Genomic DNA, 20,262 nt, shown 5'->3' with positions numbered 1-20,262 from the left:
CTAGCTCCTCGGATCGGCGGGGGGAACGGGAGGAAGGGGCGGCGCCTCGCCGGGCCGCGCGCCGGCGCCGTCCGCGGCGGCCGGCGCCGCGGGCGCGTGCGCCGTCCCGCGCGCGGTGACGCGCAGCGCGATCGCGGTGCCCGCGGCCAGCAGCAGCGCCGCCAGCACGAAGGCCAGCCCCGGCAGGTGCACCGGCGAGTGCGGCGCGATCGACAGCGCGAACACCTGCGCGAACAGGTACGGCCCGAAGATGCCGGCGAAGCTGGCCAGGCTGGACAGCGCGCCCTGCAGGCGGCCCTGCTCGGTGGGGTCGACCTGGTGCGTCATGATCGACTGGATCGGCGGGTTGGCCAGCCCCCACAGCGCCATCAGCGGGACGCCGAGCAGGAACACCCAGCCCGTGCCGGCCAGGCCCATCAGCAGGAAGGCCGCCACGCCGCACAGCATGCCCAGCGCCAGCACGCGCCGCTCGCCCAGCCGCGGCGCCAGCCGCCCGGTGAGCAGCGCCTGCACCGCGCCGTCGCAGCCGCCCACCAGCATCAGCACGTAGCCCACCGCCTGCGGGCCCCACTGGTAGCGGTAGTCGGCGTACAGCACGAAGGTGGTCTGCAGCACGTAGTGCGACAGGTAGACCAGGAACATCACCACCGCGAGGCCGAGCACCTGCGGGTAGCGGCGCAGCAGCTTCAGCGAGCCCAGCGGGTGCGCGCTGTGGATCTCGAAGCGCGCGGTGCGGCGCTCGGACGGCAGCGACTCGGGCAGCACCAGCAGGCCGTACAGGAAGTTGCACAGCGCCAGCCCGGCCGCCACCCAGAACGGCAGGCGCAGCGAGATGTCGCCGAGAAAGCCGCCCAGCCCCGGGCCGATGATGAAGCCCACGCCGAACGCGCTGCCGAGCAGGCCGTAGGCGGCGGCACGCTTCTCCTTCGGCGTGATGTCGGCGATGTAGGCGTTGGCGGTGGTGAAGCTGGCCGCGGTCATGCCCAGCACCACGCGCGCCACGAACAGCAGCCACAGCGTGGGCGCCAGCGCCAGCACGGTGAAGTCGAAGGCCAGGCCCAGGTTGGAGATCAGGATCACTGGCCGCCGCCCGAAGCGGTCCGACAGCGCGCCCTGCACCGGCGAGAAGGCGAACTGCACGATCGCGAACACGGTGGAGAAGGTGCCCACCCACCACGCCGCGCGCGCGATGCCGCCGCCGGCGAGCTGCTCGATCAGGTGCGGCAGCACCGGGATGATGATGCCGAACGACAGCATGTCCAGCAGCACGGTGACGTAGATGAAGGCGACGGCCGCGCGGCGGCGCGGTTCGCTGATCGCGGTGACGGTCGGTTCCATGGGGGCTCTGCCGGGCAAGGCGCGCACGATAGCGCATGCGCCGCGTCCATGGCTGCCGCAATGCAGCGGCGGGGCCGCGGGACGCGCGTGGCGTGCGCGGGTGCACGCTGGCTGTCGTTCCGGTGGGATCGGAGATGCGGCGAGTGGAATGCCCGCGATGCGTGCGGCGACGTCATCCGGAAAGTGGAGGATGGCGAGGGAGCAGGCGTCTATTGGCTGGCTCCCAGCCATTGACGAGACCCCATGGCCCGAAGGCGCCCGGCACCCCCGTCCGTCATTCCGGCGAAAGCCGGAATCCAGTCAAGTAACCCGTGCGGAGCACACAAAACCTGTTTCGAGCGCTTCGCACGACGCATTTCACTGGATGGCTCGCTACGCCCGCCCCTCCGGGGCCGTCTGCTGCGCAGACGTTCTTCGCGCTACGCGCTCGTCCGGCTTTCGCCGGAACGACGGCGATGAGGGAAGCGGAAACGACCTACCCCTGCGGCGGCTGCATCAGCTCGCGCAGGTTGAGGAAACCGTCGCGGTCGCGGTCGAGCTTGCGGAACTGGTGGCGCAGGTTGGCCTGGTAGTCCGGCAGCGTCACCGGGCGGCCGCGGCCGCCGGGCAGCTCGTCGCGCTCCAGCACGCCGTCGCCGTTGGCGTCGAGTTGGCCGAAGCCGCGGCTCATGTGCTCCACGTATTCGGCCTCGCTCACGCGCCCGTCGCCGTCGCGGTCGAACTGCGCCAGGTAGGCGGCGGGCGAGCCGGCGTCCTGCGCGTGCAGGGCGGCCGGGACGGTCAGCAGGAGCAGGGCGGCGAGGCGGGAGCGCATCGGCCGATTGGAGCAGCCGGCCGGCATCGCCGGCAAGCGCACCCGGTCACGGCGGGGGCGACGGCTCCGTCCCGTCGCGGCCATCGGCCAGCGCCTCCGGCGGCGGCACGGCCACGCGGTTGCGGCCCTCGCGCTTGGCCGCGTACAGCGCGCGGTCGGCGCGGCGCACCAGCGCCGCCGGGTCGTCCTCGTGCGGCTGGCGCACGGCCACGCCGAGCGAGAGGGTGATCGCCTGCGGTTCGCCGTCCAGCGCCATGTGCAGGCCGGCCACCGCGCCGCGCAGTGCCTCGGCCAGCGCCAGCGCGGCGGCCAGATCGGCGCCCGGCAGCAGCACCAGGAACTCCTCGCCGCCGACACGGCCGAGCACGTCGCCCGCGCGCAGGCGCGCGCCCACGCAGGCGACCAGCGCGGTCAGCACGCGGTCGCCGCCGGCGTGGCCGTGGCGGTCGTTGATCCGCTTGAAGTGGTCCACGTCGAGCATCAGCACCGCCAGCGCCGCCGGGCCGGCGCGGAACAGCCGCGCCAGCTCCTCGTCCAGCGCCAGCCGGTTGAGCGTGCCGGTGAGCGGGTCGGTGCGCGCCAGCCGGCGCAGCTCGGCCTGCGCCGCCTCGTTGTACATCAGCAGGAAGCCGATGCTGGCCAGCACCGGCTCCAGCGCGCCGTAGATCATCTGGGCCACGTTGCCCGGCGTGGCCACCAGCAGGCCCGGGCGCGGGACGGCGCCGGGCGCCAGCTCCCGCAGCCGCAGCAGCCAGCCGGCGGCGGCCGCCAGCAGCACCAGCAGCATCACCCGCTGCGCGATCGAGCCGCCGCGCCGCGCCGCGTGGCGCAGCGGCCACAGCAGCATCGCCAGGTAGACGCCGAGCGAGAGCGTGGCGATGTACACGCGCATGGCGTAGTCCGGCGCCACCACGGCGAACCAGGCGATGCCCAGCCAGCCGGCCAGGCCGATCGCGGCGAGCAGCGACCGGCGCGGCGGCACGCCCAGCAGCAGGCGCAGCGCCAGCGCGGTCCCGGCGTAGGAGGCCATCAGCACGCCGTTGGCCAGCACCACCGAGATCCAGTCGCTGATCCGCCCGCGCAGGCCCAGCAGCACCCAGCCCAGCGCCTGCAGCAGCAGCACGCTGCCCCAGATGCGCAGGCTGGCGCGCGCCACGCCGCCGTAGGCGCGGGTGGCGGCGAGCAGCAGCGGCGCCAGCAGCAGGGCCTGCAGGGCGCCGAGCAGGGCAACGGTGGCGAGGTCGATGTGCACGTGGGGGACGGGAAGCGCCGCGCGGCCGGGCCGACGGCTTCCTGCCCCGTATCGGCCGGACCCGGGAAGACTTCAGCGGTGGCCGCGGTCGATGCCGATGAACTGCAGGAACTCGGCGCGGGTGCGCGCGTCATCGCGGAACACGCCGAGCATCTGGCTGGTGATCATCGACACGCCGCGCTTGTGCACGCCGCGGGTGGTCATGCACTCGTGGCTGGCGTCGATCACCACCGCCACGCCGCGCGGCATCAGCGTCTCGCTGATGCAGTTGGCGATCTGCGCGGTGAGCTTCTCCTGCACCTGGAAGCGCCGCGCGTAGCCCTCCACCACGCGCGCCAGCTTGCTAATGCCGACCACGCGGTGGGTCGGCAGGTAGCCGACGTGGGCGCGGCCGATGATCGGCGCCATGTGGTGCTCGCAGTGGCTCTCGAACTCGATGTCGCGCAGCACGACCATCTCGTCGTAGCCCTCGACCTCCTTGAAGGTGCGCTTGAGGAACTCGGCCGGGTCCTCGGCGTAGCCGGAGAACCAGTCGCGGTACGCCTTCACCACGCGCTTGGGCGTGTCCAGCAGGCCCTCGCGCGAGGGGTCCTCGCCGGCCCAGCGCAGCAGGGTGCGCACGGCCTCCTCGGCCTGCTCGCGGGTCACGCTGGGCGGGTTTGCCGGCTCGCTCATGCCAAGTCCTCGGATGGAAAGACGGCCAGTTTAGCGCACCCCGCCGGGCGGGGCCGGGTCAGCGCGGCGGCGCGCAGAACGCGCCCAGCGCCACCTCGCCCACGCGCATCAGCGCGATGTGGGCGAAGCCGCCGCCCAGCGGCAATGGGGCGTGCCATCGCTTCCCGAGCAGGCCGCGCCGCTCCTGCGTGCGTTCGGGGCAAGGAAGAGCGATGGCGTGGACTGGTGGTCCACGCCTGAGCGATGACGCAGCACCGGGCGCGCGCAGGAACGGCCCTTCGGGTTGGGCCTGGAAAGCCCCCAGCCGGCGCCGAGGCCGAGCCAGCGCGCGCCGAAGTAGCCGAGCGTGACGCCGGCGACCGCGCGCAGGCCCTGCGCCAGCCCGGTGCGCAGCCGCTCGCGCAGCGGCAGGTCCCGGTGCAGCGCGACCAGCTCCGCGGCGGCCTCGCGCAGGCGTTGCGGCAGCTCCAGGCGCGGCGGCGCGCTCATGCCTCGTCCGCGGGCTCGTCCGGCGGCTCCGCCGCGTCGCCGAGCAGCGCCTGCGCGGACTCGCCGGACAGCGACTCCACGTCGCGCAGCCGGCGCGCGATGGTGGTGGTCTTGCCGGACGCCTTCCGCAGCGTGTTGCGCACGGTGTCGACCTGCTTGGCCGCGGCGTCGAGGATGCCGCCGAACTTGCCGAACTCGGTCTTCACCGCGCCGAGCAGCTGCCACACCTCGCTGCTGCGCTTCTCGATCGCCAGCGTGCGGAAGCCGAGCTGCAGGCTGTTGAGCAGCGCCGACAGCGTGGTCGGGCCGGCCACCGTCACGTGGTGCTCGCGCTGCAGCGCCTCGAACAGGCCGGGGCGGCGCAGCACCTCGGCGTACAGGCCCTCGGTGGGCAGGAACAGCACGGCGAAGTCGGTGGTGTGCGGCGGCTCGACGTACTTGCCGCGGATCGCGCGCGCCTCCTCGCGCACGCGCCGCTCCAGCGCCGCCGCGGCCTGCTCGGCCGCCGCGGCGTCGGCGCGCTCCTGCGCGTCGAGCAGGCGCTCGTAGTCCTCGCGCGGGAACTTGGCGTCGATCGGCAGCCACACCGACGCCTCGTCCGCGCCGGGCAGGCGGATGGCGAACTCCACCCGCTCGCCGCTGCGCGGCACGGTGGCCACGTTGGCGGCGTACTGCTCGGGGGTGAGCATCTGCTCCAGCAGCGCGCCCAGCTGCACCTCGCCGAGGATGCCGCGCGTCTTGACGTTGCTCAGCACGCGCTTCAGGTCGCCCACGCCGGTGGCCAGCGACTGCATCTCGCCCAGGCCGCGCTGCACCGCCTCCAGCCGCTCGGAAACCAGCTGGAAGGACTGCCCCAGCCGCGTCTCCAGCGTGGCGTGCAGCTTCTCGTCCACGGTGGCGCGCATCTGCTCCAGCTTGGCCGCGTTGTCCTGCTGGATCGCGCCGAGCTTGGCCTCCAGCGTGGCGCGCACCTCGGCCATGCGCTGCTCGTGGTCGGCGGTGAGCGCGGCCAGGCGCTGCTGCAATTGCTCGCCGAAGCGGGCCAGCGCGAGCGCGTTCTCCTCGCGGTTCCGGCGCGCGTCCTCGGTCAGCCGCTGCGCCAGCGCCTGCAGGCCGGCGTCGGTGCGCTCGGTGAGCTGGGCGAGGCGGCCGTCGAACGTGCTGCGCAGCTCGGCCATGCGCTTGTCGTCGGCATCGGCGAGCGCGGACTGGTGCGATTGCTGCTGCTCGCCGAAACGCGCCAGCGCGGCCGCCAGCTCGCCGCGGCCGGCGCGCTGCTCCTCGCGCAGCAGGCGTTCCAGCCGCTCGCCGTCGTCGCGCAGCGCGTCCAGCCGCGCGCGCAGCTCGCCGTCGCCGCGGTGGCGCAGCAGGGCGACCATCTGCAACGCGAGCACCGCCAGCACGGCGACGACGAGGACGATCAGCAGCAGGTCGACGAGAGACATGGAAGCATCCGCTGTGCGATGGGGGGCATTCTACGATCCGTCGTCTCAGCGCTTCGGGCGACCCGGCATGGGCGTGCCGCGGGACGGCGGCTCAGGCATCCGGGCCGCCGCGGCTGCCGTTGCCGCCCGGGATCGTCAGGAGAAAACCGGCGGCCCCCGCGATGTACGCCCACAGGCCGCCGATGCCGGCCCTGGCATGGAGCTGCCAGAGCGCGACGGCCGCGATGCAGGTGAACAAGCCCGTCGCTTCGAGCGCGCCGATCGGCCGGTTTCCGATGCGGTAATGCCTGCCGTCGTCCCGGTTGGCCCACCGCCTGAGTCTGGCAAGGCATTCCATCGGTTCAGTCCACCCGGCAGAACACCGCCTTGAGATAGCGCCCTTCCGGCACGTCGGCGCGCACCGGGTGGTCGGGGCCGGCGCCGCGCACTTCCAGGAGCTGGATCTCGCGGCCGGCGTTGAGCGCCACCCGGCGCAGCATCTCCAGGAAGTCCGCCTCGCCGACCAGGCCGGTGCACGAGCAGGTCAGCAGCAGGCCGCCGGGCGGGATCACGTCCAGCGCCAGGCGGTTCATCGCGAAGTACTTCTTCAGCGCGTCGAGCACGCGGTTGCGGTCGCGGGTGAGCTTGGCCGGGTCGAGGACCACCGCGTCGTATCGCTCGCCGCGCGCCACCGCGTCGCGCAGCCAGTCGAAGATGTCCGCCTGCCGGAAGTCCACCGCCAGTCCATTCGCCGCGGCGTTGGCGCGGGCGATCTCCAGGATGCCGGCGTCCATGTCCACGCCGGTGGCCTCGCGCGCGCCGGCGGCCATCGCGTGCACGGCGAAGCCGCCGGCGTTGCAGCACAGGTCGAGCACGCGGCGGCCGCGGGCGAGCCCGGCGAAGCGCCTGCGGTTGTCGCGCTGGTCGGCGAAGAAGCCGGTCTTGTGGCCGGCGCCGGGCGCGGCGTGGAAGGCCAGGCCGTGCTCGTGCACCGCCACCGGCGCGGGCGGCGCGGCGGCGCGGCAGTCGAAGGATTCCTGCTTCTGCACGTGGCTCTCGGCGAACCAGTACAGCCGCGCGCCGGGGAAGTGCTCCAGCAGCGCGGCGTGGATCGCCTCGCGGAACCGCCACATGCCGGCGGCGAAGTATTCGACCACCAGCACGTCGGCGTAGCGGTCCACGACCAGGCCGGAGAGGCCGTCGCCCTCGCTGTGCACCACGCGCCAGGCGTCGCTGTCGCGGTCCAGCCGCAGCAGCTCGCGGCGCAGCCGCACGGCGCGCGCGATGCGCGCGGCGATCCAGTCCGCGTCGATCGCCTCGGCGGGGTCGTGGGCGAGCAGGCGCAGCGCGATGCGCGCGTGGCCGTTCCAGAAGCCGCGGCCGACGAAGCGGCCCCGGGCGTCCTGCACCTCCACCACGCTGCCCGGCGGCAGCCGCTCCTCCGGCTTGTGCACCTGCGCCGACCACACCCACGGGTGGCCGGGCGCGCGGTCGGACTTGAGCCGGATCACCGGCACGGCGGCGGAGGGGGCGGGCATCGTCATCCGCCCATGATAACCCGCGCGCTCAGCCGGCCATGCCGGCGGGCGCGCCGTCCGCGGTGCCGGCGCGGGCAGGCCGTCCGGGCCGAGGTTGACGAACACGATCTTGTCGATGGTGAGGATGCTCTTGCGGGTGATCACGTTGCGCACCTCGCAGCGCAGGGTGATCGAGGTGCGCCCGAACGCGGTGGCGGTGATGCCCAGCTCGATGATGTCGCCCGGCCGCGCCGAGCTGACGAAGCCGATCTCGGACATGAACTTGGTGACCGCCAGCGGGTTGTCCAGCCGGGTGATCACGTAGACCGCGGCCTACTCGGAAAGGGATGGCACGCCCTGACGCAGCGGGCTGCCGCCGAACAGCGTGCCGTTCGGGTTGAGGTCCTCGGGCTTGGTCCGCTTGCGGGCGCGGAAGTGCATCGGCGGCAGGTTCATGGGATGGCCTCGCGGTCAGCGCAGCTTGAGCACCAGCCAGGACAGCAGCGCCAGCAGGTTGACGCCGAAGCGCGCCACCGAGGGGCCGGCGACCGCCAGCGCGTAGCCCTGCGTGCCGAAGCTGCCTTCCAGCCACGGCCGCGCCAGGTGCGCGGTGGTGTAGAGGTTGAGGTAGGCGCCGCAGTGCAGGGCGTAGCTGAACACCGGCGTGGCGACCAGCGGCAGTTGCAGCAGCTGCGCCCAGCCGGACAGGCGCACGCCGCGCTCCTGCCCGTCCACCAGCAGGATGCCGGCGGCCAGCACGAAGCCGAACAGCACCAGCCCGATCAGCGCGTGCAGGCTGTCCAGCGTGGAGCCCAGCGGCCACAGCCGGCGCAGCATGGCGCCCACGCCGTACAGGCCGCCGGCGATTTCGAGGATGCCGATCAGGCGGAACAGGAAACTGCGCATGCGTGGCTCCGGGAGAGGCAGATTGAAGATGAGGTCGCAAGGATGCGGCAAAGCCTACCCGAGCGCGTCGGCCAGCTCGGCGAGGTCGGCCACGTGCTGCTCCCACCACGGCGCCTCGGCGGCGAACGGGAAGGCGGCGGGGAAGGCCGGGTCGGCCCAGCGCTCGGCGATCCAGCCGGCGTGGTGCACCTGGCGCATCGCGCGCAGCGCGGGCACCAGCGCCAGCTCGCCATGGTCGAAATCGCGCATGGAGGCATAGCCGTCCAGCAGGTGCCGCATCGCGGCCTCGTCGTGGGCGAGCATCCACAGGTCCTGCACCGCCGGGCCCATGCGCGCGTCGTCGAGGTCGACGAAGTGCGGCCCCGCGTCGGTCCACAGCACGTTGCCGGGGTGGCAGTCGCCGTGCAGGCGCAGCGCGCGCACCGGGCCGGCCGCGGCCTCGCGCGCGGCGATGGCCGCGTCCAGCCGCGCCGCCGCGGCGCGGTAGCGCTCGCGCAGGTGCGCGGGCAGCAGCGGCGAGGCGAGTACCGCACGCGCGGGGCGCTCCACCAGCGTGGCGCGCTCGACCGCGCCGCGGTGCGCGAAGGCGCCGCGCGCGCCCACCGCGTGCATCCGCGCGATCAGCCGGCCCAGCCATTCCAGCTGCTCGGCCGACTCCAGCGCCGGCGCGCGGCCGCCGTGGCGCGGCGCCAGCGCGTAGCGGTAGCCGCCGTGGTGCAGCAGGGTGCGCCCGCCGAAGGCGAGCGGCGCCACCACCGGCAGCTCGGCGTCGGCCAGCTCGCGGGCGAAGGCGTGTTCCTCCAGGATCGCCGCGTCGCTCCAGCGGCCGGGGCGGTAGAACTTGGCGACCACCGGCGCGGCGTCCTCGAGGCCCACCTGCCACACGCGGTTCTCGTAGCTGTTGAGCGCGAGCAGGCGGCCGTCCGGCCACAGCCCGCACGCGGCCACCGCGTCGAGCACGCGGTCGGGGGTGAGGTCGGCGTAGGGGGCGGCGGCGGTCATCCGCGCAGCGCCTTGCTCCCTCTCCCCGCCGGGGAGAGGGATGGGGCGAGGGGGCGGGGCTCGCGGCAGGGCCCGCCCGAAGCGGGGTTTGCAGGATCGCCAAGCCACGTACTCGCCCGGCGGCGTCGCCAGTGCGGCCCCTCACCCCAGCCCTCTCCCCGGCGGGGAGAGGGAGCAGGGTGCGGCGGGGTGTGGGGGCGAGAGGAGGCCGGTAGCGGGTTCACCGCTGCGCCACCCGCGCCGGGATCACCGCCATCGTCAGCCGCGAGATGCACACCAGCGCGCCGGCCTCGTCCTCGATGCGGATCTCCCACACCTGCGTGCTGCGGCCCAGGTGCAGCGGCCGCGCGGTGCCGGTGACGGTGCCCGTGCGCACGCCGCGCACGTGGTTGGCGTTGATGTCCAGGCCCACCGCCGCCTCCTGCGCCGGGTCCAGCGTGAGCATCGCCGCGGTGCTGCCCAGCGTCTCGGCCAGCGCCACCGAGGCGCCGCCATGCAGCAGGCCGTAGGGCTGGCGCGTGCGCCGGTCCACCGGCATGCTGCCGGCCAGCCAGTCCTCGCCCACCGCGGTGATGCGGATGCCCAGCGCCTCCATCAGCGTGTTCGCGCTCCAGCCGTTGAGGCGGGCCAGGTCGGTGTCCTGCTTCCAGATCGCCATGCGAGTTGATTCCTGCGGGCCGAGTCCGCATTGTCGGCCGACTGCCATCGCGCCGACAATGCACCGCGTGTTCACCGTCACCCTCCACGGCTCCGGCCGCCGCTTCGACGTCGCCGCCGGCCAGACCGTGCTGGAGGCGGCGCAGCGCGCCGGCATCGCGCTGCCGTATTCGTGCCGCGCCGGCGTGTGCGGCAGCTGCAAGGCGATCCTGCGCCAGGGGCGCTGCGCCTACCCGCGCAACCCGCCGGTGGCGCTGGACGCGGACGAGCGCGCGCACCACGCGATTCTGCTGTGCCAGGCGGTGCCGTGCGGCGACCTGCTGATCGAGGCGCGCGAGGTGCCCTCGGTGGAGGACGTGGCGCGCCGCCGGCTCGAGGTGACGGTGGCGGCGAAGTGGCCGCTGGCGCCGGACGTGATCGGGCTGCGCCTGCAACCCGCGCCCGGCGAGACGCGGCTGCTGTGGCTGCCGGGGCAGTACCTGGACGTGCTGCTGCCGGACGGCCGCCGCCGGCCGTTCTCGATCGCCAACGAGGCGCGGCCGGACGGCGCGATCGAGCTGCACGTGCGCCACGTCGCCGGCGGCGGCTTCACCGGCTGGGTGGCCGGCGGCCTGCGGGTGGGCGACACGCTGCGCATCGAGGGCCCGCTGGGCACCTTCGTGCCGCGCGAGGACTCGGAGCGGCCGATGCTGTTCATGGCTGGCGGCACCGGCTTCGCGCCGGTGAAGGCGATCGTCGAGCACTTCCTCGGCCTGGGCACGCGCCGCTCCATCGAGGTGTATTGGGGCGCGCGCAGCGCGGCGGACCTGTACCTGCGCCCGCTGGCCGAGCAGTGGGCGCGGCAGTCGCCGCAGCTGCGCTTCCACCCGGTGCTGTCCGACCCGGAGGCGGCCGCCGCCGCCGGCCTGCGCGCGGGCCTGGTGCACGAGGCGGTGCTGGCCGACTGGCCGGACCTGTCCGGCCACGACGTCTACATGAGCGGCCCGCCGGCGATGATCGACGCCGCGCGCCACCGCTTCCTGGCCGCCGGGCTGCCGGAGGAGCGGCTGTACTACGACTCGTTCGACTACGCGCCGGACGTGCTCACCCAGATCCTGGCTGGCCGCGCCGGCATCCGCGGGCGAATAGAGAGTGGAGAGTGGTGAGTGGCGAAAGGAGCGCCTTTCACTCACCACTCACTCCTCGCTCACTTGCCGCCCTTGGCCACCGGCATCTGCGCCTGCTGCCAGGCCGCCACGCCGCCGCCCAGCGTGTAGACCTTGGCGAAGCCGGCCTTGACCAGGCGCTGCGCGGCCTTGTCGGCGCCGCGGCCGTCCTTGTCCATCACCACCACCGGCAGCTCCTTGGCCTTGGCCAGGTCCTTGTGCTCGGGGTCGAACTGGCTGGGCATCACGTGGCGCGCGCCCGGCACGTGGGCCTTCTCGTAGTCGGCGCGGGCGGACAGATCGATCAGCAGCGGGTTGTCGCGGTTGATCAGCAGGGTCAGCCCGGCCGGCGTCAGCTCCTTGTACTTGCGCAGGCGCAGCATCACCTCGGTGGCGACGAGGCCGAGCAGGAGCAGCGCGAACAGCGCCGACAGCGCCAGGTGGTTGCCCAGGAACGCGGGCAGCTTGTGCAGGAAGTCGTTCATCGCGAGAAGGGTCCGCCGGCGCGGCCATCCGCGCGCGAACCGGCGATTATCCGGGAGCGCCGGCCCCGGCGCAAAGCGCGCCGGCGGGCGTGCCAGAATCCGGCCGGACGGAATCCCGCGGAGATGCGCCCATGCAGCTTTGGTATGCCCCGACCTCGCCCTTCGCGCGCAAGGTGCGCATCGCGGCGGGCGAGCTGGGTCTGGCGGGGCGGATCGAGCTGGTGCGGGTCGATCCGTGGACCGACGTGCGGCTGCGCGCGCTGAACCCGCTGGCGAAGGTGCCCACCCTGGTGCGCGACGACGGCGGCGTGCTGTACGAGTCGGCGGTGATCTGCGACTACCTCGACGCGCTGGCGCCGAGGCGCCTGCTGCATCCCGCGGACGGCGAGGCGCGCTGGCGCGCCCTGCTGCTGCAGGGCCTGGCCGACGGCGCCGCCACCGCGGCCGGGCGCCTGTACGCGGACGAGCGCCGCCCGGCGCACGAGCGTTCCGAGGCGATGATGGCGCGGTTCCGCGAGGCGATCGGCACCTCGCTCGACGCGCTCGACGCGGATCGCCACTTGGCCGACGGCGTGGGCATCGGCCAGGTGGCCGTGGCGGCCTTCGTGTCCTACCTGGATTTCCGCTGGCCGGAACGGGACTGGCGAGAGGGCCGGCCGCGGTTGGCGGCGTGGTTCGACGCCTTCGCCCGCCGCGACTCCATGACCGGCACGCCGTACGCTACTGCTGGCTGACGTCGGGCAGGCCGCTCGTCAGCCACCAGCGGTTCTTCGCCGGGTCGTAGCGCCAGATCTGGTGGTCGATCACGCTGCGCTCGGTCTGCGTGTGGATGTTGACCAGGTTGATCTGCACGGTCTGGCGCACTTGGTTCTCGCCGTCGGGCACCGGGCCGGCGTCGTCGTTGTAGTCGCTCACCTTGAGCTGCTGGTAGCGCGCCCGGTCCAGCGCGCTGACCGGGTGCTTCTCGCGCACTTCCGGGTCGACGAACTGCTCGGCGGTCTGGAAGTCGCCCCAGCGCAGCGTGTTGGCGTAGGCGTTGAGCGTGGCGGTGAGCGACTGGTTGCGCTTGTCGGTGGCGCAGCCGGCGAGCAGCAGCGCGGCGAGCAGGAGTGGCAGGAACAGCAGTCGGCGCATGGCGGGACCCCCCGATGGATACGCCGCCCATTCTGCCCGATCAGCCGCGCCGCTTGGCGACGAAGCGCGCGGCCAGCGTCGCCGCCGGCGCGCCGTCCTCGCCCGGCACCGCGCAGGCCACCGCGACGCGCGCGCGGCCGCGCGCGGCGAGCGCGGCCAGGAAGCCGTCCCAGTCCGCGCCCTCGGCCGGCCGCGCCTCGGCGCGGAAGTCGCCCCACACCGGCGCCAGGTAGCGCACGTCGGACTCGGCGACGAACACGTCGCAGTCCAGCCCGCGCCGGCGCAGCGCCAGCTCCACCAGCGCCCAGCCGGCCAGCGTCATCAGGCTGACCAGGCTGCCGCCGAAGGCGCAGCCCTTGTCGTTGACGTTGGGCGCCAGCGGCACGGCCAGGCTTAGGAAGTCCTCGCCGCTGTCGTGCAGGTGCAGGTCCATGGCGCGCGCCAGCGGGATTTCCGCGCGGATGAAGTCGACCAGCTCGCGGGCCGGCCGGGCGTTGTCGGAATCGCTCACGGTGAAGGCATGACGATGGGGAGGGGCCGCACAGTGTAGGCCGCCCGCGCCGGGGCTGCCGCTACACTGCGCCGATGGCCTCTCCGTCGCGCGCACGAACCGCCGTCGTCCCCGCCCTGCGCGGCCGCACCGTGGTGGTCACGCGCCCGGCCGGCACCGCCGGCGCGTTCGCGCGGCAGGTGCGCGCGGCCGGCGGCGTGCCGCTGCGCCTGCCGGGGCTGGCGCTGCGCGCGCCGGACGACCCGGCCGTGGCGCGCCGCGACCTGCGCGCCGCGCTGCGCGCGGACCTGCTGGTGTTCACCAGTCCCGCGGCGGTGCGCCACGCGGCGGCGTTGTGCCCGCTGCGCACGCGCGCGGCGGTGTACGCGGTGGGCGAGGGCACCGCGCGCGCGCTGCGCCGCCATGGCCTGCGCGTGCGATCCCCGGCGACGCGCCAGGACAGCGAGGGCCTGCTCGAACTGCTGCCGCCGGCGGCCTTGCGCGGCCGCGCGGCCGCGCTGGTCGGCGCCGCCGGCGGCCGCGGCCTGCTGCGCGAGCGGCTCGCCGCGCATGCCGCGAGCCTGCGCGAGGCGCACGTCTACCGCCGCGTCACTGCGCGGCTGGACCGGCGCCATCTCGACCCGCTGGCGCGGTTGCCGCGCGGCGCGCGCGTGCTGCTGTCCAGCGCCGAGGCGCTGGACAACCTGCGCCGCGTGCTGCCCGACGCGCTCTGGCGCCGGCTGTGCGCGGCCACCGCGGTGGCGAGCAGCGCACGGCTCGCCGCCGCCGCGCGCGCGGCCGGCTTCGCGCGCGTGGCGGTCGCCGCCTCGGCGCGGCCGGCCGACCTGCTGGCCGCCGCGGCGCGCTGAGAGGGTCCGTCATTCCGGCGCGAGCCGGAGTCTCAAGGAACCTGTTCAAGATCTTCCGGGGAAGCGCGCCAGGCCGGCCGGCTGGATGAATCGCGGGCGGGTGGAAAGGCGGCGCTCGGCCGAAGGCCGGCGCCGCTCATCCCTTCTTAAATGGAACCGCGCTGCGCACCCGCCCGGCTTGCGCCCGTAGCGACGAGGAGAAGGCGGAGCCCCCGGCTGCGTGCCGGATTTTGCAACGCCGGCGCCATTGCCGCCGCATCGCGCGTGGTGCCACAAGGCAATTTCCGTCTTCACCGCGTGCCGGAGACAGCGGCGCGTGATGCACCTTGGAGGCCGGCGGATCGCCGCGGCTTTCACGGCGCCTTGATGCGGCCCCCGCGGTGCGGGCTGCTAGCATGGCGCGCATGAGCCATGACGATCCCGCCTCCGCTGCCTCCCCCGCGCCGGCCCCGGCGCCCGTCCCCGCCCGCCCGTCGCCGTCGCGGGCCGCCGCGCCGAGCCGCGGCGGCAGCGTGGCGCTGGCCCTGCTGCTCGCGCTGCTGGCGCTGGTCGGGGTCGGCTACGTCGGCTGGCGGCAGTGGCAGCAGAGCCAGGGCGGCGCGGCGGACAGCCGCAACCTGGCCGCGCTGCAGGCGCGCGTGGGCACGCTGGAGAACACCCTGCAGAGCGTCGAGGGCGAGCGCGCCGCGCTGCGCCAGCGGCTGGGCGACGCCGACCAGGTCAACCGCTCGCTGCGCGAGGAACTGCTCGGCCAGTCCGAGCGCCTGCGCAACCTGGAGGACGCGGTGGCCAAGCTCGCCGAGAAGAGCCTGTCCGGCCACGACGCGATGCTGCTGGACGAGACCGAGGCGCTGCTGCGCATGGGCCAGCAGCGCTACGAGCTGTTCCACGACGCCGAGGGCGCGGCGGCGGCCTACGCGCTGGCCGACCAGAGCCTGGCGGCGGTCAACGACGGCGCCTTCTCCGGCCTGCGCCAGAGCCTCAACGCCGAGCGCGAGGCGCTGGCATCGCGGCAGAACCGCACGCTGTCCGCCACCCTGGCCGCCGTGCAGAAGCTGCGCGACGGCCTGGCCGCGCTGCCGCCGAAGCCGCTCGACCTGCCCGCCGCCGGCAAGGACGACGGCGCCTGGGCGCGCCTGCGCCATGCGCTGGCCAGCGTGGTCAGCGTGCAGCGCGACGACGGCGCGCCGCTGGCGGTGGCCGACGCGCGGCTGACCCGCCAGCTCGTCGCGCTGGACCTCGCGCAGGCGCAGGCCGACCTGCTCGGCCACGACGAGGCGGACGCCGCCGCCGCGCTGCGGCGCGCCGACGCCGGCCTGGCCGCGCAGTTCGACGGCGCCGACGCCGGCGTGCAGCAGGCGCGCGCGCAGCTGGCCGCGCTGCTCGACGGGCTCAGGCCGGCGCCGCCGGTGCAGCTGGGCGGCGCGCTCGCCGAGCTGCGCAACCTGCGCGCGGTGCATGCGCTCAAGCCGGACAGCGCGCCGGCGCCGGCCGCTTCCGCCGGAGCCCGGCCGTGAAAGCCTGGCGCTGGATCCTGCTGCTGGTGATCGTCGCCGCGCTGGCCGCCTTCGGCTGGCACTGGGTGGCGGAGGACCCCGGCTACGTGCTGCTGCGCCTGCGCGGCTGGCGGGTGGAAACCACCGTGGTGGCCGCGGTCGTACTGCTGCTGCTCGCCTGGGCGCTGCTGGTGCTGCTGTGGCGCCTGCTCGGCTGGCCGTTCGGCGCGCTGACCCGCCGCCACCGGCGGATCAGCCGGCAGCGGCTCGGCGAGGGCCTGGTGGCGCTGATGGAAGGCCGCCACGGCGATGCCGAGCGCGACCTGCAGCGCGCCTCGCGGCTCGACGCGCTGCGCGGTCCCGCGCTGCTCGCCGCCGCCGAGGCGGCCTCGCGCCGCGGCGAGCACGGTCGCGCGCTGGAGACGCTGGACCAGGCCGGCCAGGCCGCGCCGCGCGCCGCGCGCGTGCTGCGCGCCCGCGTGCTGCGGCGCGACGGCAAACCGGCCGAGGCGCTGGCGCTGCTGGCGCCGGAGGCCGACGCCGGCACGCTCACCCCCGGCGGCTGGCGCGAGCTGGCGCTGGCGGCGCTGGCCAGCGGCGACCTGCGCCGCGCCCGCGCCGCGCTGGAGCCCTTGCAGCAGAGCGGCGCACTGGGTCCGCGCGGCTATGCGGCGCTGGAGGAGCGCGTGCTGGTCGCCAGCCTGGATGCCGCGCCCGACGCGGCCGCGCTCAACACGCTGTGGACGCAGCTGCCCAAGGCGCAGCGCCGCCTGCCCGCGGCGGTGGAGGCCTACGCGCGCCGCGCCGCCGCCTTCGGCATGATCCTGCCGGCGATGGACGAGCTGGAGTCGGCGCTGCGCCGCGAATGGTCCTCCGAGCTGGTGCAGGCCTGGGGCGCGCTGGGCGATGAGGACCTGGATGCCCGCCTGCGCCGCGCCGAGGGCTGGCTGGACGCGCACCCGAACGACGCCGGCCTGCTGCTCGCGCTGGGCCGCCTGTGCGTGAAGCTCAAGTTGTGGGGCAAGGCGCGCCAGTACCTGGAACGCTCGCTGGCGCTCGCGCCCGGCGCGGGCGCATGGGAGGCGCTGGCCGACGTGCACGCCGGGCAGGGCGACGCGGCGCAGGCGCAGCGCGCCTACCGCAACGCGCTGGCGCTGACCCGCGGCGAGGCGGCCCATCCGCTGCCGACCGGCTCCGCCGCGGTGCTGATCGACACCCGGCCGATCGCCATCGAGGAACGCGACGAGCATGGGGTGCCGCGGTTGCGGCCGTAGGTTGCGGCGAGGGCATGGCCGCCGATGGCGGCCGCGGGGCGCGGCGCGGATGGTCTCGGTCTCGACCGTGGGAGCGGCGGCGGCGGGTTGGCCGGTGCGCTCGCTTGCTTGCACATCGGTTGCTGGCCGGTGGGGTGACGTCTCTTTTGGGTTGGGATCTGGCGCTGTACAGACGCTTCCGCGAGTGGGACGCCTACGGCGGGTTTCGCTGGCCTGCCGGCCAGCGAGTTCCCTTGCTTTGCTGACCCAAAGAAAGGGAACCGAAAGAAACGGCCTGGTTCATCCCGATGAAAGGGAAGAGCGTGCACGGCTGCGCCTTGCCTTGCCAGCTTGCGGCTTCCAGAGGAGCCGGCGCGGCGACCCCGCGACCGCTCGGGAACCGAAGCAAGAGAAGCGGAGCGGTGCACTCAGGGACATCGAGCTGCCGCACGCACCCACCCACAACCCGACCGCACGTGGTGCGACACCCTGTGCCCCGGTTCCCGAGCGGGGCGGAGTGGCCGCACGGTAGATCGGAAGGCGTCCCGTTGATCCAGCTTCCTCGACATAGCGGGCTGGTAGTCCCGGCGGGCTCATCGAGGCCGTTTCTTTGGGCTACTTTTCTTTGGGCCAGCAAAGAAAAGTAGCTCGGTCGCCGGCAGGCGACCGAAACCCGCCGCAGGCGACCCAGTTGCGGCAAGCCCCACCGGCAGGCGTCTAGAAATCCGGTTCAAGCCAGCCCCATTCGCGGAGCACTCCACCGACGGGCGCCTAGAGGGAGCGGTCTCCGACAAGAGGCGCGGTTCCGAAGCGTCCGGAGACCACCCGTTCCGGCGAGCCTTCGAGCCTCCGACTTTCCGCCCCCGTTCCGGTCATCGCCCCTTCCGCAGGCCGGCGACAGCCAGACGCCACACGCGCCGCGCCCACGGCGCAACTCCAGGTCGAGGCGAACGCGCCTACAGCGGCGTCAGATTGGCGTAAGCCGCCACCAGCCACTTGCTGCCATCGTTCTCGAAATTCACCTGCAACCGCGTATGCGCGCCGCTGCCCTCGGCGGCGATCACCACGCCCTCGCCGAAGCTCGGATGGCTGACGCGCTGTCCCAGCTTCACCGGCAGCCCCTCCTGCAGGGCGGGCATCGGCGCGGCGAAGCGGCCGGCATAGAACGGTCGGCTCACCTGCACGCGCGGGCGCACCTCGTCCACCAGCTCCGGCGGCAGCTCGGCGATGAAGCGCGAGGGCCGGGTGAGCAGCTCGCTGCCGTGCATGCGGCGCGACTCGGCGTAGGTGAGCACCAGGCGTTCGCGCGCGCGGGTGATGCCCACGTAGGCGAGCCGGCGCTCCTCCTCCAGGCGTCCCTCGTCCTCCACCGAGCGCTGGCTGGGGAACAGGCCTTCCTCCAGCCCGACCAGGAACACCAGCGGGAACTCCAGGCCCTTGGCCGAATGCAGCGTCATCAGCTGCACGCAGTCGTCCCAGGCCTCGCCCTGGCCCTCGCCGGCCTCCAGCGCGGCGTGCGCGAGGAAGGCGGCCAGCTCGGAGAGGCCGGCCTCGACGTCCTCGGGCGTCGGCTCGAAGCGGCTGGCGACGTTGACCAGCTCGTCCAGGTTCTCGGTGCGCGACTCGGCGTTGCCGCGGCTGTCCTTCTCGTAGAACTCGCGCAGGCCGCTGTGCACGATGGCGTGCTCGACCTGCTCGGCGAGCGACAGGCCGCCACTCCCCTCTCCCCCCCGGAGAGGGGGTGGGGAGGAGGGTTCGGTCGGAGCGGAGGCTTCCGGCAAGTCCGGCCCCTCGCCCCGGCCTTCTCCCCGCAGGGGAGAGGGAGCAAAGGCCGCGGGATTGAAGGTGCGCGCCATGCCCTCGATGAATTCGAGGAACGCCTTCACCGCGTTCCTCGCGCGGCCGGCCAGCTCGCGGCCGTCCGCCAGCTCGCCCAGCGCCGCCTCCCACAGCGAGCCGCCATCGCTGCGCGCGCGCCGGCGCAGCGCGTCCAGCGTGCGCTCGCCGATGCCGCGCGGCGGCGTGTTCACCGCGCGCTCGAAGGCGGCATCGTCGTGCCGGTTGGCGGTCAGGCGCAGGTAGGCCAGCGCGTCCTTGATCTCGGCGCGCTCGAAGAAGCGCAGGCCGCCGTAGACGCGGTAGGGGATGCCGTGCTGGACCAGCTGCTCCTCGAAGTTGCGCGACTGCGCGTTGGAGCGGTACAGGATGGCGCAGTCGCGCGCGTTGCCGCCGGCGGCGATGTGCTCGCGGATGCGCTCGACCACGTAGCGCGCCTCGTCCTGCTCGTTGTAGGCGGCGTACAGCGCGATGCGCTCGCCGTCCGCGCCGGCGGTCCACAGCTCCTTGCCCAGGCGACCGCCGTTGCGCGCGATCACCCGGTTGGCGGCCTTGAGGATGGTGGCGGTGGAGCGGTAGTTCTGCTCCAGCTTGATCGTGCGCGCGCCGGGGAAGTCCTTGAGGAACTGCTGCATGTTCTCGACCTTCGCGCCGCGCCAGCCGTAGATCGACTGGTCGTCGTCGCCCACCGCGAACACCTGCCCGGTGTGGCCGGCGAGCACGCGGATCCAGGCGTACTGCAGCGCGTTGGTGTCCTGGAACTCGTCGATCAGCAGGTGCCGCCAGCGGTGCTGGTAGTGCTCCAGCAGGGCCGGATGCTGCAGCCACAGCTCGTGCGCGCGCAGCAGCAGCTCGGCGAAGTCGACCAGGCCCGCGCGGCGGCAGGCTTCCTCGTAGGCCCGGTAGATCTGCACCAGCGTGCGCGCGACCGGATGGTCGCCGGGCTCGATCCCGTCCGGGCGCTTGCCCTCGTCCTTCCACTGGTTGATCTGCCAGGCGGCCTGGCGCGGCGGGAACTTCGCCTCGTCCAGCCCGAGCCCGGCCACCACGCGCTTGACCAGCCGCTGCTGGTCGTCGGCGTCGAGGATCTGGAAGCCCTCCGGCAGCCCGGCCTCGCGCCAGTGCCGGCGCAGCAGGCGGTGGGCGATGCCGTGGAAGGTGCCCACGGTGAGGCCCTGGGTGCCGCCGGGGATCAGCGATTCCAGCCGCCCGCGCATCTCGCCGGCGGCCTTGTTGGTGAAGGTGACGGCGAGGATCGCCCACGGCGGCACGCCCATCGCCTGGGTCAGCCAGCCGATGCGGTGGGTCAGCACGCGGGTCTTGCCGGAGCCGGCGCCGGCGAGCACGAGGTAGTGGCCGGGCGGGGCGCACACCGCTTCGCGCTGCGCGTCGTTCAGCCCGTCGAGCAAATGCGAGACATCCATCCGGCCATTGTAGCCGGCAAAGAAAAAACCGCCGCGCGGAGGCGGCGGTTCGTGGC

General features: G+C 74.1%; 21 protein-coding genes and 1 pseudogene. 5 read left to right on the top strand and 17 right to left on the bottom strand.

Annotated features, from left to right (window positions below; genetic code table 11):
• The 13 genes and pseudogenes from C7456_RS10495 to C7456_RS10440 form a co-directional block, all read right to left on the bottom strand.
• Positions 1 to 1,338, bottom strand: coding sequence for a TCR/Tet family MFS transporter (locus C7456_RS10495; protein WP_109723703.1), 1,338 nt, complete (start codon positions 1,336 to 1,338; stop codon positions 1 to 3).
• A 475-nt stretch (positions 1,339 to 1,813) separates the two neighbouring features.
• On the bottom strand, positions 1,814 to 2,152 hold the full coding sequence (locus tag C7456_RS10490) for an EF-hand domain-containing protein (RefSeq protein WP_109723702.1): 339 nt from the start codon (positions 2,150 to 2,152) through the stop codon (positions 1,814 to 1,816).
• 46 nt (positions 2,153 to 2,198) lie between these two features.
• The gene (locus C7456_RS10485; protein ID WP_109723701.1) at positions 2,199 to 3,404 is read right to left on the bottom strand and encodes a GGDEF domain-containing protein; all 1,206 of its coding nucleotides are present in this window, start codon (positions 3,402 to 3,404) and stop codon (positions 2,199 to 2,201) included.
• Between the two features lie 72 nt (positions 3,405 to 3,476).
• On the bottom strand, positions 3,477 to 4,079 hold the full coding sequence (gene folE / locus C7456_RS10480) for a GTP cyclohydrolase I FolE (protein WP_109723700.1): 603 nt from the start codon (positions 4,077 to 4,079) through the stop codon (positions 3,477 to 3,479).
• A gap of 108 nt (positions 4,080 to 4,187) precedes the next feature.
• Complete coding sequence (locus C7456_RS10475) at positions 4,188 to 4,568, bottom strand: hypothetical protein (protein ID WP_109723699.1); 381 nt, start codon at positions 4,566 to 4,568, stop codon at positions 4,188 to 4,190.
• Entirely contained in the window at positions 4,565 to 6,013 is a 1,449-nt protein-coding gene (locus tag C7456_RS10470; protein WP_109723698.1) for a DNA recombination protein RmuC, read from the bottom strand. The genes C7456_RS10475 and C7456_RS10470 overlap by 4 nt, the downstream gene beginning before the upstream one ends.
• A 91-nt stretch (positions 6,014 to 6,104) precedes the next feature.
• Positions 6,105 to 6,350, bottom strand: coding sequence for a hypothetical protein (locus C7456_RS10465; protein ID WP_109723697.1), 246 nt, complete (start codon positions 6,348 to 6,350; stop codon positions 6,105 to 6,107).
• Positions 6,351 to 6,354: 4 nt separating this feature from the next.
• Positions 6,355 to 7,530, bottom strand: a complete 1,176-nt coding sequence (locus C7456_RS10460; protein WP_109723831.1) for a class I SAM-dependent rRNA methyltransferase — start codon at positions 7,528 to 7,530, stop codon at positions 6,355 to 6,357.
• A 153-nt stretch (positions 7,531 to 7,683) separates the two neighbouring features.
• Positions 7,684 to 7,830: pseudogene (locus tag C7456_RS17685) on the bottom strand (hotdog domain-containing protein); the annotation flags it as partial.
• A 12-nt stretch (positions 7,831 to 7,842) separates the two neighbouring features.
• The gene (locus C7456_RS17645) at positions 7,843 to 7,965 is read right to left on the bottom strand and encodes a hypothetical protein (protein WP_281268516.1); all 123 of its coding nucleotides are present in this window, start codon (positions 7,963 to 7,965) and stop codon (positions 7,843 to 7,845) included.
• A 15-nt stretch (positions 7,966 to 7,980) separates the two neighbouring features.
• Entirely contained in the window at positions 7,981 to 8,415 is a 435-nt protein-coding gene (locus C7456_RS10450; protein WP_109723696.1) for a hypothetical protein, read from the bottom strand.
• Positions 8,416 to 8,469: 54 nt separating this feature from the next.
• Positions 8,470 to 9,417: a serine/threonine protein kinase gene (locus C7456_RS10445; RefSeq protein ID WP_109723695.1), complete on the bottom strand. Its 948-nt coding sequence runs from the start codon at positions 9,415 to 9,417 to the stop codon at positions 8,470 to 8,472.
• Between the two features lie 220 nt (positions 9,418 to 9,637).
• Positions 9,638 to 10,075 carry a hotdog fold thioesterase gene (locus C7456_RS10440; protein WP_109723694.1) on the bottom strand — a complete coding sequence of 146 codons (438 nt, stop codon included), beginning with the start codon at positions 10,073 to 10,075 and terminating at the stop codon, positions 9,638 to 9,640.
• Positions 10,076 to 10,133: 58 nt separating this feature from the next.
• On the opposite strand from C7456_RS10440, the gene C7456_RS10435 reads away from it, so the two are divergent.
• Positions 10,134 to 11,219: a 2Fe-2S iron-sulfur cluster-binding protein gene (locus C7456_RS10435; RefSeq protein WP_109723693.1), complete on the top strand. Its 1,086-nt coding sequence runs from the start codon at positions 10,134 to 10,136 to the stop codon at positions 11,217 to 11,219.
• 41 nt (positions 11,220 to 11,260) lie between these two features.
• On the opposite strand, the gene C7456_RS10430 is transcribed toward C7456_RS10435, so the two are convergent.
• A complete protein-coding gene (locus C7456_RS10430) occupies positions 11,261 to 11,704 on the bottom strand; it encodes a rhodanese-like domain-containing protein (RefSeq protein ID WP_109723692.1) in 444 nt (147 codons plus the stop codon).
• Positions 11,705 to 11,835: 131 nt separating this feature from the next.
• On the opposite strand from C7456_RS10430, the gene C7456_RS10425 reads away from it, so the two are divergent.
• A complete protein-coding gene (locus C7456_RS10425) occupies positions 11,836 to 12,438 on the top strand; it encodes a glutathione S-transferase family protein (protein ID WP_109723691.1) in 603 nt (200 codons plus the stop codon).
• Here the strand turns inward: C7456_RS10425 and C7456_RS10420 are convergent.
• Positions 12,425 to 12,838 carry a hypothetical protein gene (locus tag C7456_RS10420; protein ID WP_109723690.1) on the bottom strand — a complete coding sequence of 138 codons (414 nt, stop codon included), beginning with the start codon at positions 12,836 to 12,838 and terminating at the stop codon, positions 12,425 to 12,427. The two genes, C7456_RS10425 and C7456_RS10420, sit on opposite strands and share 14 nt — an antisense overlap.
• 40 nt (positions 12,839 to 12,878) lie before the next feature.
• Entirely contained in the window at positions 12,879 to 13,349 is a 471-nt protein-coding gene (locus tag C7456_RS10415; RefSeq protein WP_109723689.1) for a YiiD C-terminal domain-containing protein, read from the bottom strand.
• A gap of 74 nt (positions 13,350 to 13,423) precedes the next feature.
• On the opposite strand from C7456_RS10415, the gene C7456_RS10410 reads away from it, so the two are divergent.
• The 3 genes from C7456_RS10410 to C7456_RS10400 all read left to right on the top strand — a co-directional run bounded on the left by C7456_RS10410 (position 13,424) and on the right by C7456_RS10400 (position 16,967).
• Entirely contained in the window at positions 13,424 to 14,197 is a 774-nt protein-coding gene (locus C7456_RS10410; protein ID WP_109723688.1) for a uroporphyrinogen-III synthase, read from the top strand.
• A 404-nt stretch (positions 14,198 to 14,601) separates the two neighbouring features.
• Complete coding sequence (locus tag C7456_RS10405) at positions 14,602 to 15,714, top strand: uroporphyrinogen-III C-methyltransferase (protein ID WP_109723830.1); 1,113 nt, start codon at positions 14,602 to 14,604, stop codon at positions 15,712 to 15,714.
• Complete coding sequence (locus tag C7456_RS10400) at positions 15,711 to 16,967, top strand: heme biosynthesis protein HemY (RefSeq protein ID WP_109723687.1); 1,257 nt, start codon at positions 15,711 to 15,713, stop codon at positions 16,965 to 16,967. The genes C7456_RS10405 and C7456_RS10400 overlap by 4 nt, the downstream gene beginning before the upstream one ends.
• A 935-nt stretch (positions 16,968 to 17,902) precedes the next feature.
• On the opposite strand, the gene C7456_RS10395 is transcribed toward C7456_RS10400, so the two are convergent.
• On the bottom strand, positions 17,903 to 20,206 hold the full coding sequence (locus C7456_RS10395) for a 3'-5' exonuclease (RefSeq protein WP_109723686.1): 2,304 nt from the start codon (positions 20,204 to 20,206) through the stop codon (positions 17,903 to 17,905).
• Positions 20,207 to 20,262 lie beyond the last annotated feature (56 nt).

Origin of the sequence: Fulvimonas soli, assembly GCF_003148905.1 — a bacterium.
Taxonomy (GTDB): domain Bacteria; phylum Pseudomonadota; class Gammaproteobacteria; order Xanthomonadales; family Rhodanobacteraceae; genus Fulvimonas; species Fulvimonas soli.
The sequence above is the reverse complement of the archived record's forward strand: the minus strand, read 5'-3'. Positions and strand labels throughout refer to the sequence as shown.

What these genes read in the sequence shown, in the direction of transcription:
- C7456_RS10495 (WP_109723703.1), bottom strand. Translation starts at nt 1,338, where the DNA reads ATGGAACCGACCGTCACCGCGATCAGCGAACCGCGCCGCCGCGCGGCC.
- C7456_RS10490 (WP_109723702.1), bottom strand. Translation starts at nt 2,152, where the DNA reads ATGCGCTCCCGCCTCGCCGCCCTGCTCCTGCTGACCGTCCCGGCCGCC.
- folE (WP_109723700.1), bottom strand. Translation starts at nt 4,079, where the DNA reads ATGAGCGAGCCGGCAAACCCGCCCAGCGTGACCCGCGAGCAGGCCGAG.
- C7456_RS10475 (WP_109723699.1), bottom strand. Translation starts at nt 4,568, where the DNA reads ATGAGCGCGCCGCCGCGCCTGGAGCTGCCGCAACGCCTGCGCGAGGCC.
- C7456_RS10470 (WP_109723698.1), bottom strand. Translation starts at nt 6,013, where the DNA reads ATGTCTCTCGTCGACCTGCTGCTGATCGTCCTCGTCGTCGCCGTGCTG.
- C7456_RS10465 (WP_109723697.1), bottom strand. Translation starts at nt 6,350, where the DNA reads ATGGAATGCCTTGCCAGACTCAGGCGGTGGGCCAACCGGGACGACGGC.
- C7456_RS10460 (WP_109723831.1), bottom strand. Translation starts at nt 7,530, where the DNA reads ATGCCCGCCCCCTCCGCCGCCGTGCCGGTGATCCGGCTCAAGTCCGAC.
- C7456_RS17645 (WP_281268516.1), bottom strand. Translation starts at nt 7,965, where the DNA reads ATGAACCTGCCGCCGATGCACTTCCGCGCCCGCAAGCGGACCAAGCCC.
- C7456_RS10450 (WP_109723696.1), bottom strand. Translation starts at nt 8,415, where the DNA reads ATGCGCAGTTTCCTGTTCCGCCTGATCGGCATCCTCGAAATCGCCGGC.
- C7456_RS10445 (WP_109723695.1), bottom strand. Translation starts at nt 9,417, where the DNA reads ATGACCGCCGCCGCCCCCTACGCCGACCTCACCCCCGACCGCGTGCTC.
- C7456_RS10440 (WP_109723694.1), bottom strand. Translation starts at nt 10,075, where the DNA reads ATGGCGATCTGGAAGCAGGACACCGACCTGGCCCGCCTCAACGGCTGG.
- C7456_RS10435 (WP_109723693.1), top strand. Translation starts at nt 10,134, where the DNA reads ATGCACCGCGTGTTCACCGTCACCCTCCACGGCTCCGGCCGCCGCTTC.
- C7456_RS10430 (WP_109723692.1), bottom strand. Translation starts at nt 11,704, where the DNA reads ATGAACGACTTCCTGCACAAGCTGCCCGCGTTCCTGGGCAACCACCTG.
- C7456_RS10425 (WP_109723691.1), top strand. Translation starts at nt 11,836, where the DNA reads ATGCAGCTTTGGTATGCCCCGACCTCGCCCTTCGCGCGCAAGGTGCGC.
- C7456_RS10420 (WP_109723690.1), bottom strand. Translation starts at nt 12,838, where the DNA reads ATGCGCCGACTGCTGTTCCTGCCACTCCTGCTCGCCGCGCTGCTGCTC.
- C7456_RS10410 (WP_109723688.1), top strand. Translation starts at nt 13,424, where the DNA reads ATGGCCTCTCCGTCGCGCGCACGAACCGCCGTCGTCCCCGCCCTGCGC.
- C7456_RS10405 (WP_109723830.1), top strand. Translation starts at nt 14,602, where the DNA reads ATGAGCCATGACGATCCCGCCTCCGCTGCCTCCCCCGCGCCGGCCCCG.
- C7456_RS10395 (WP_109723686.1), bottom strand. Translation starts at nt 20,206, where the DNA reads ATGGATGTCTCGCATTTGCTCGACGGGCTGAACGACGCGCAGCGCGAA.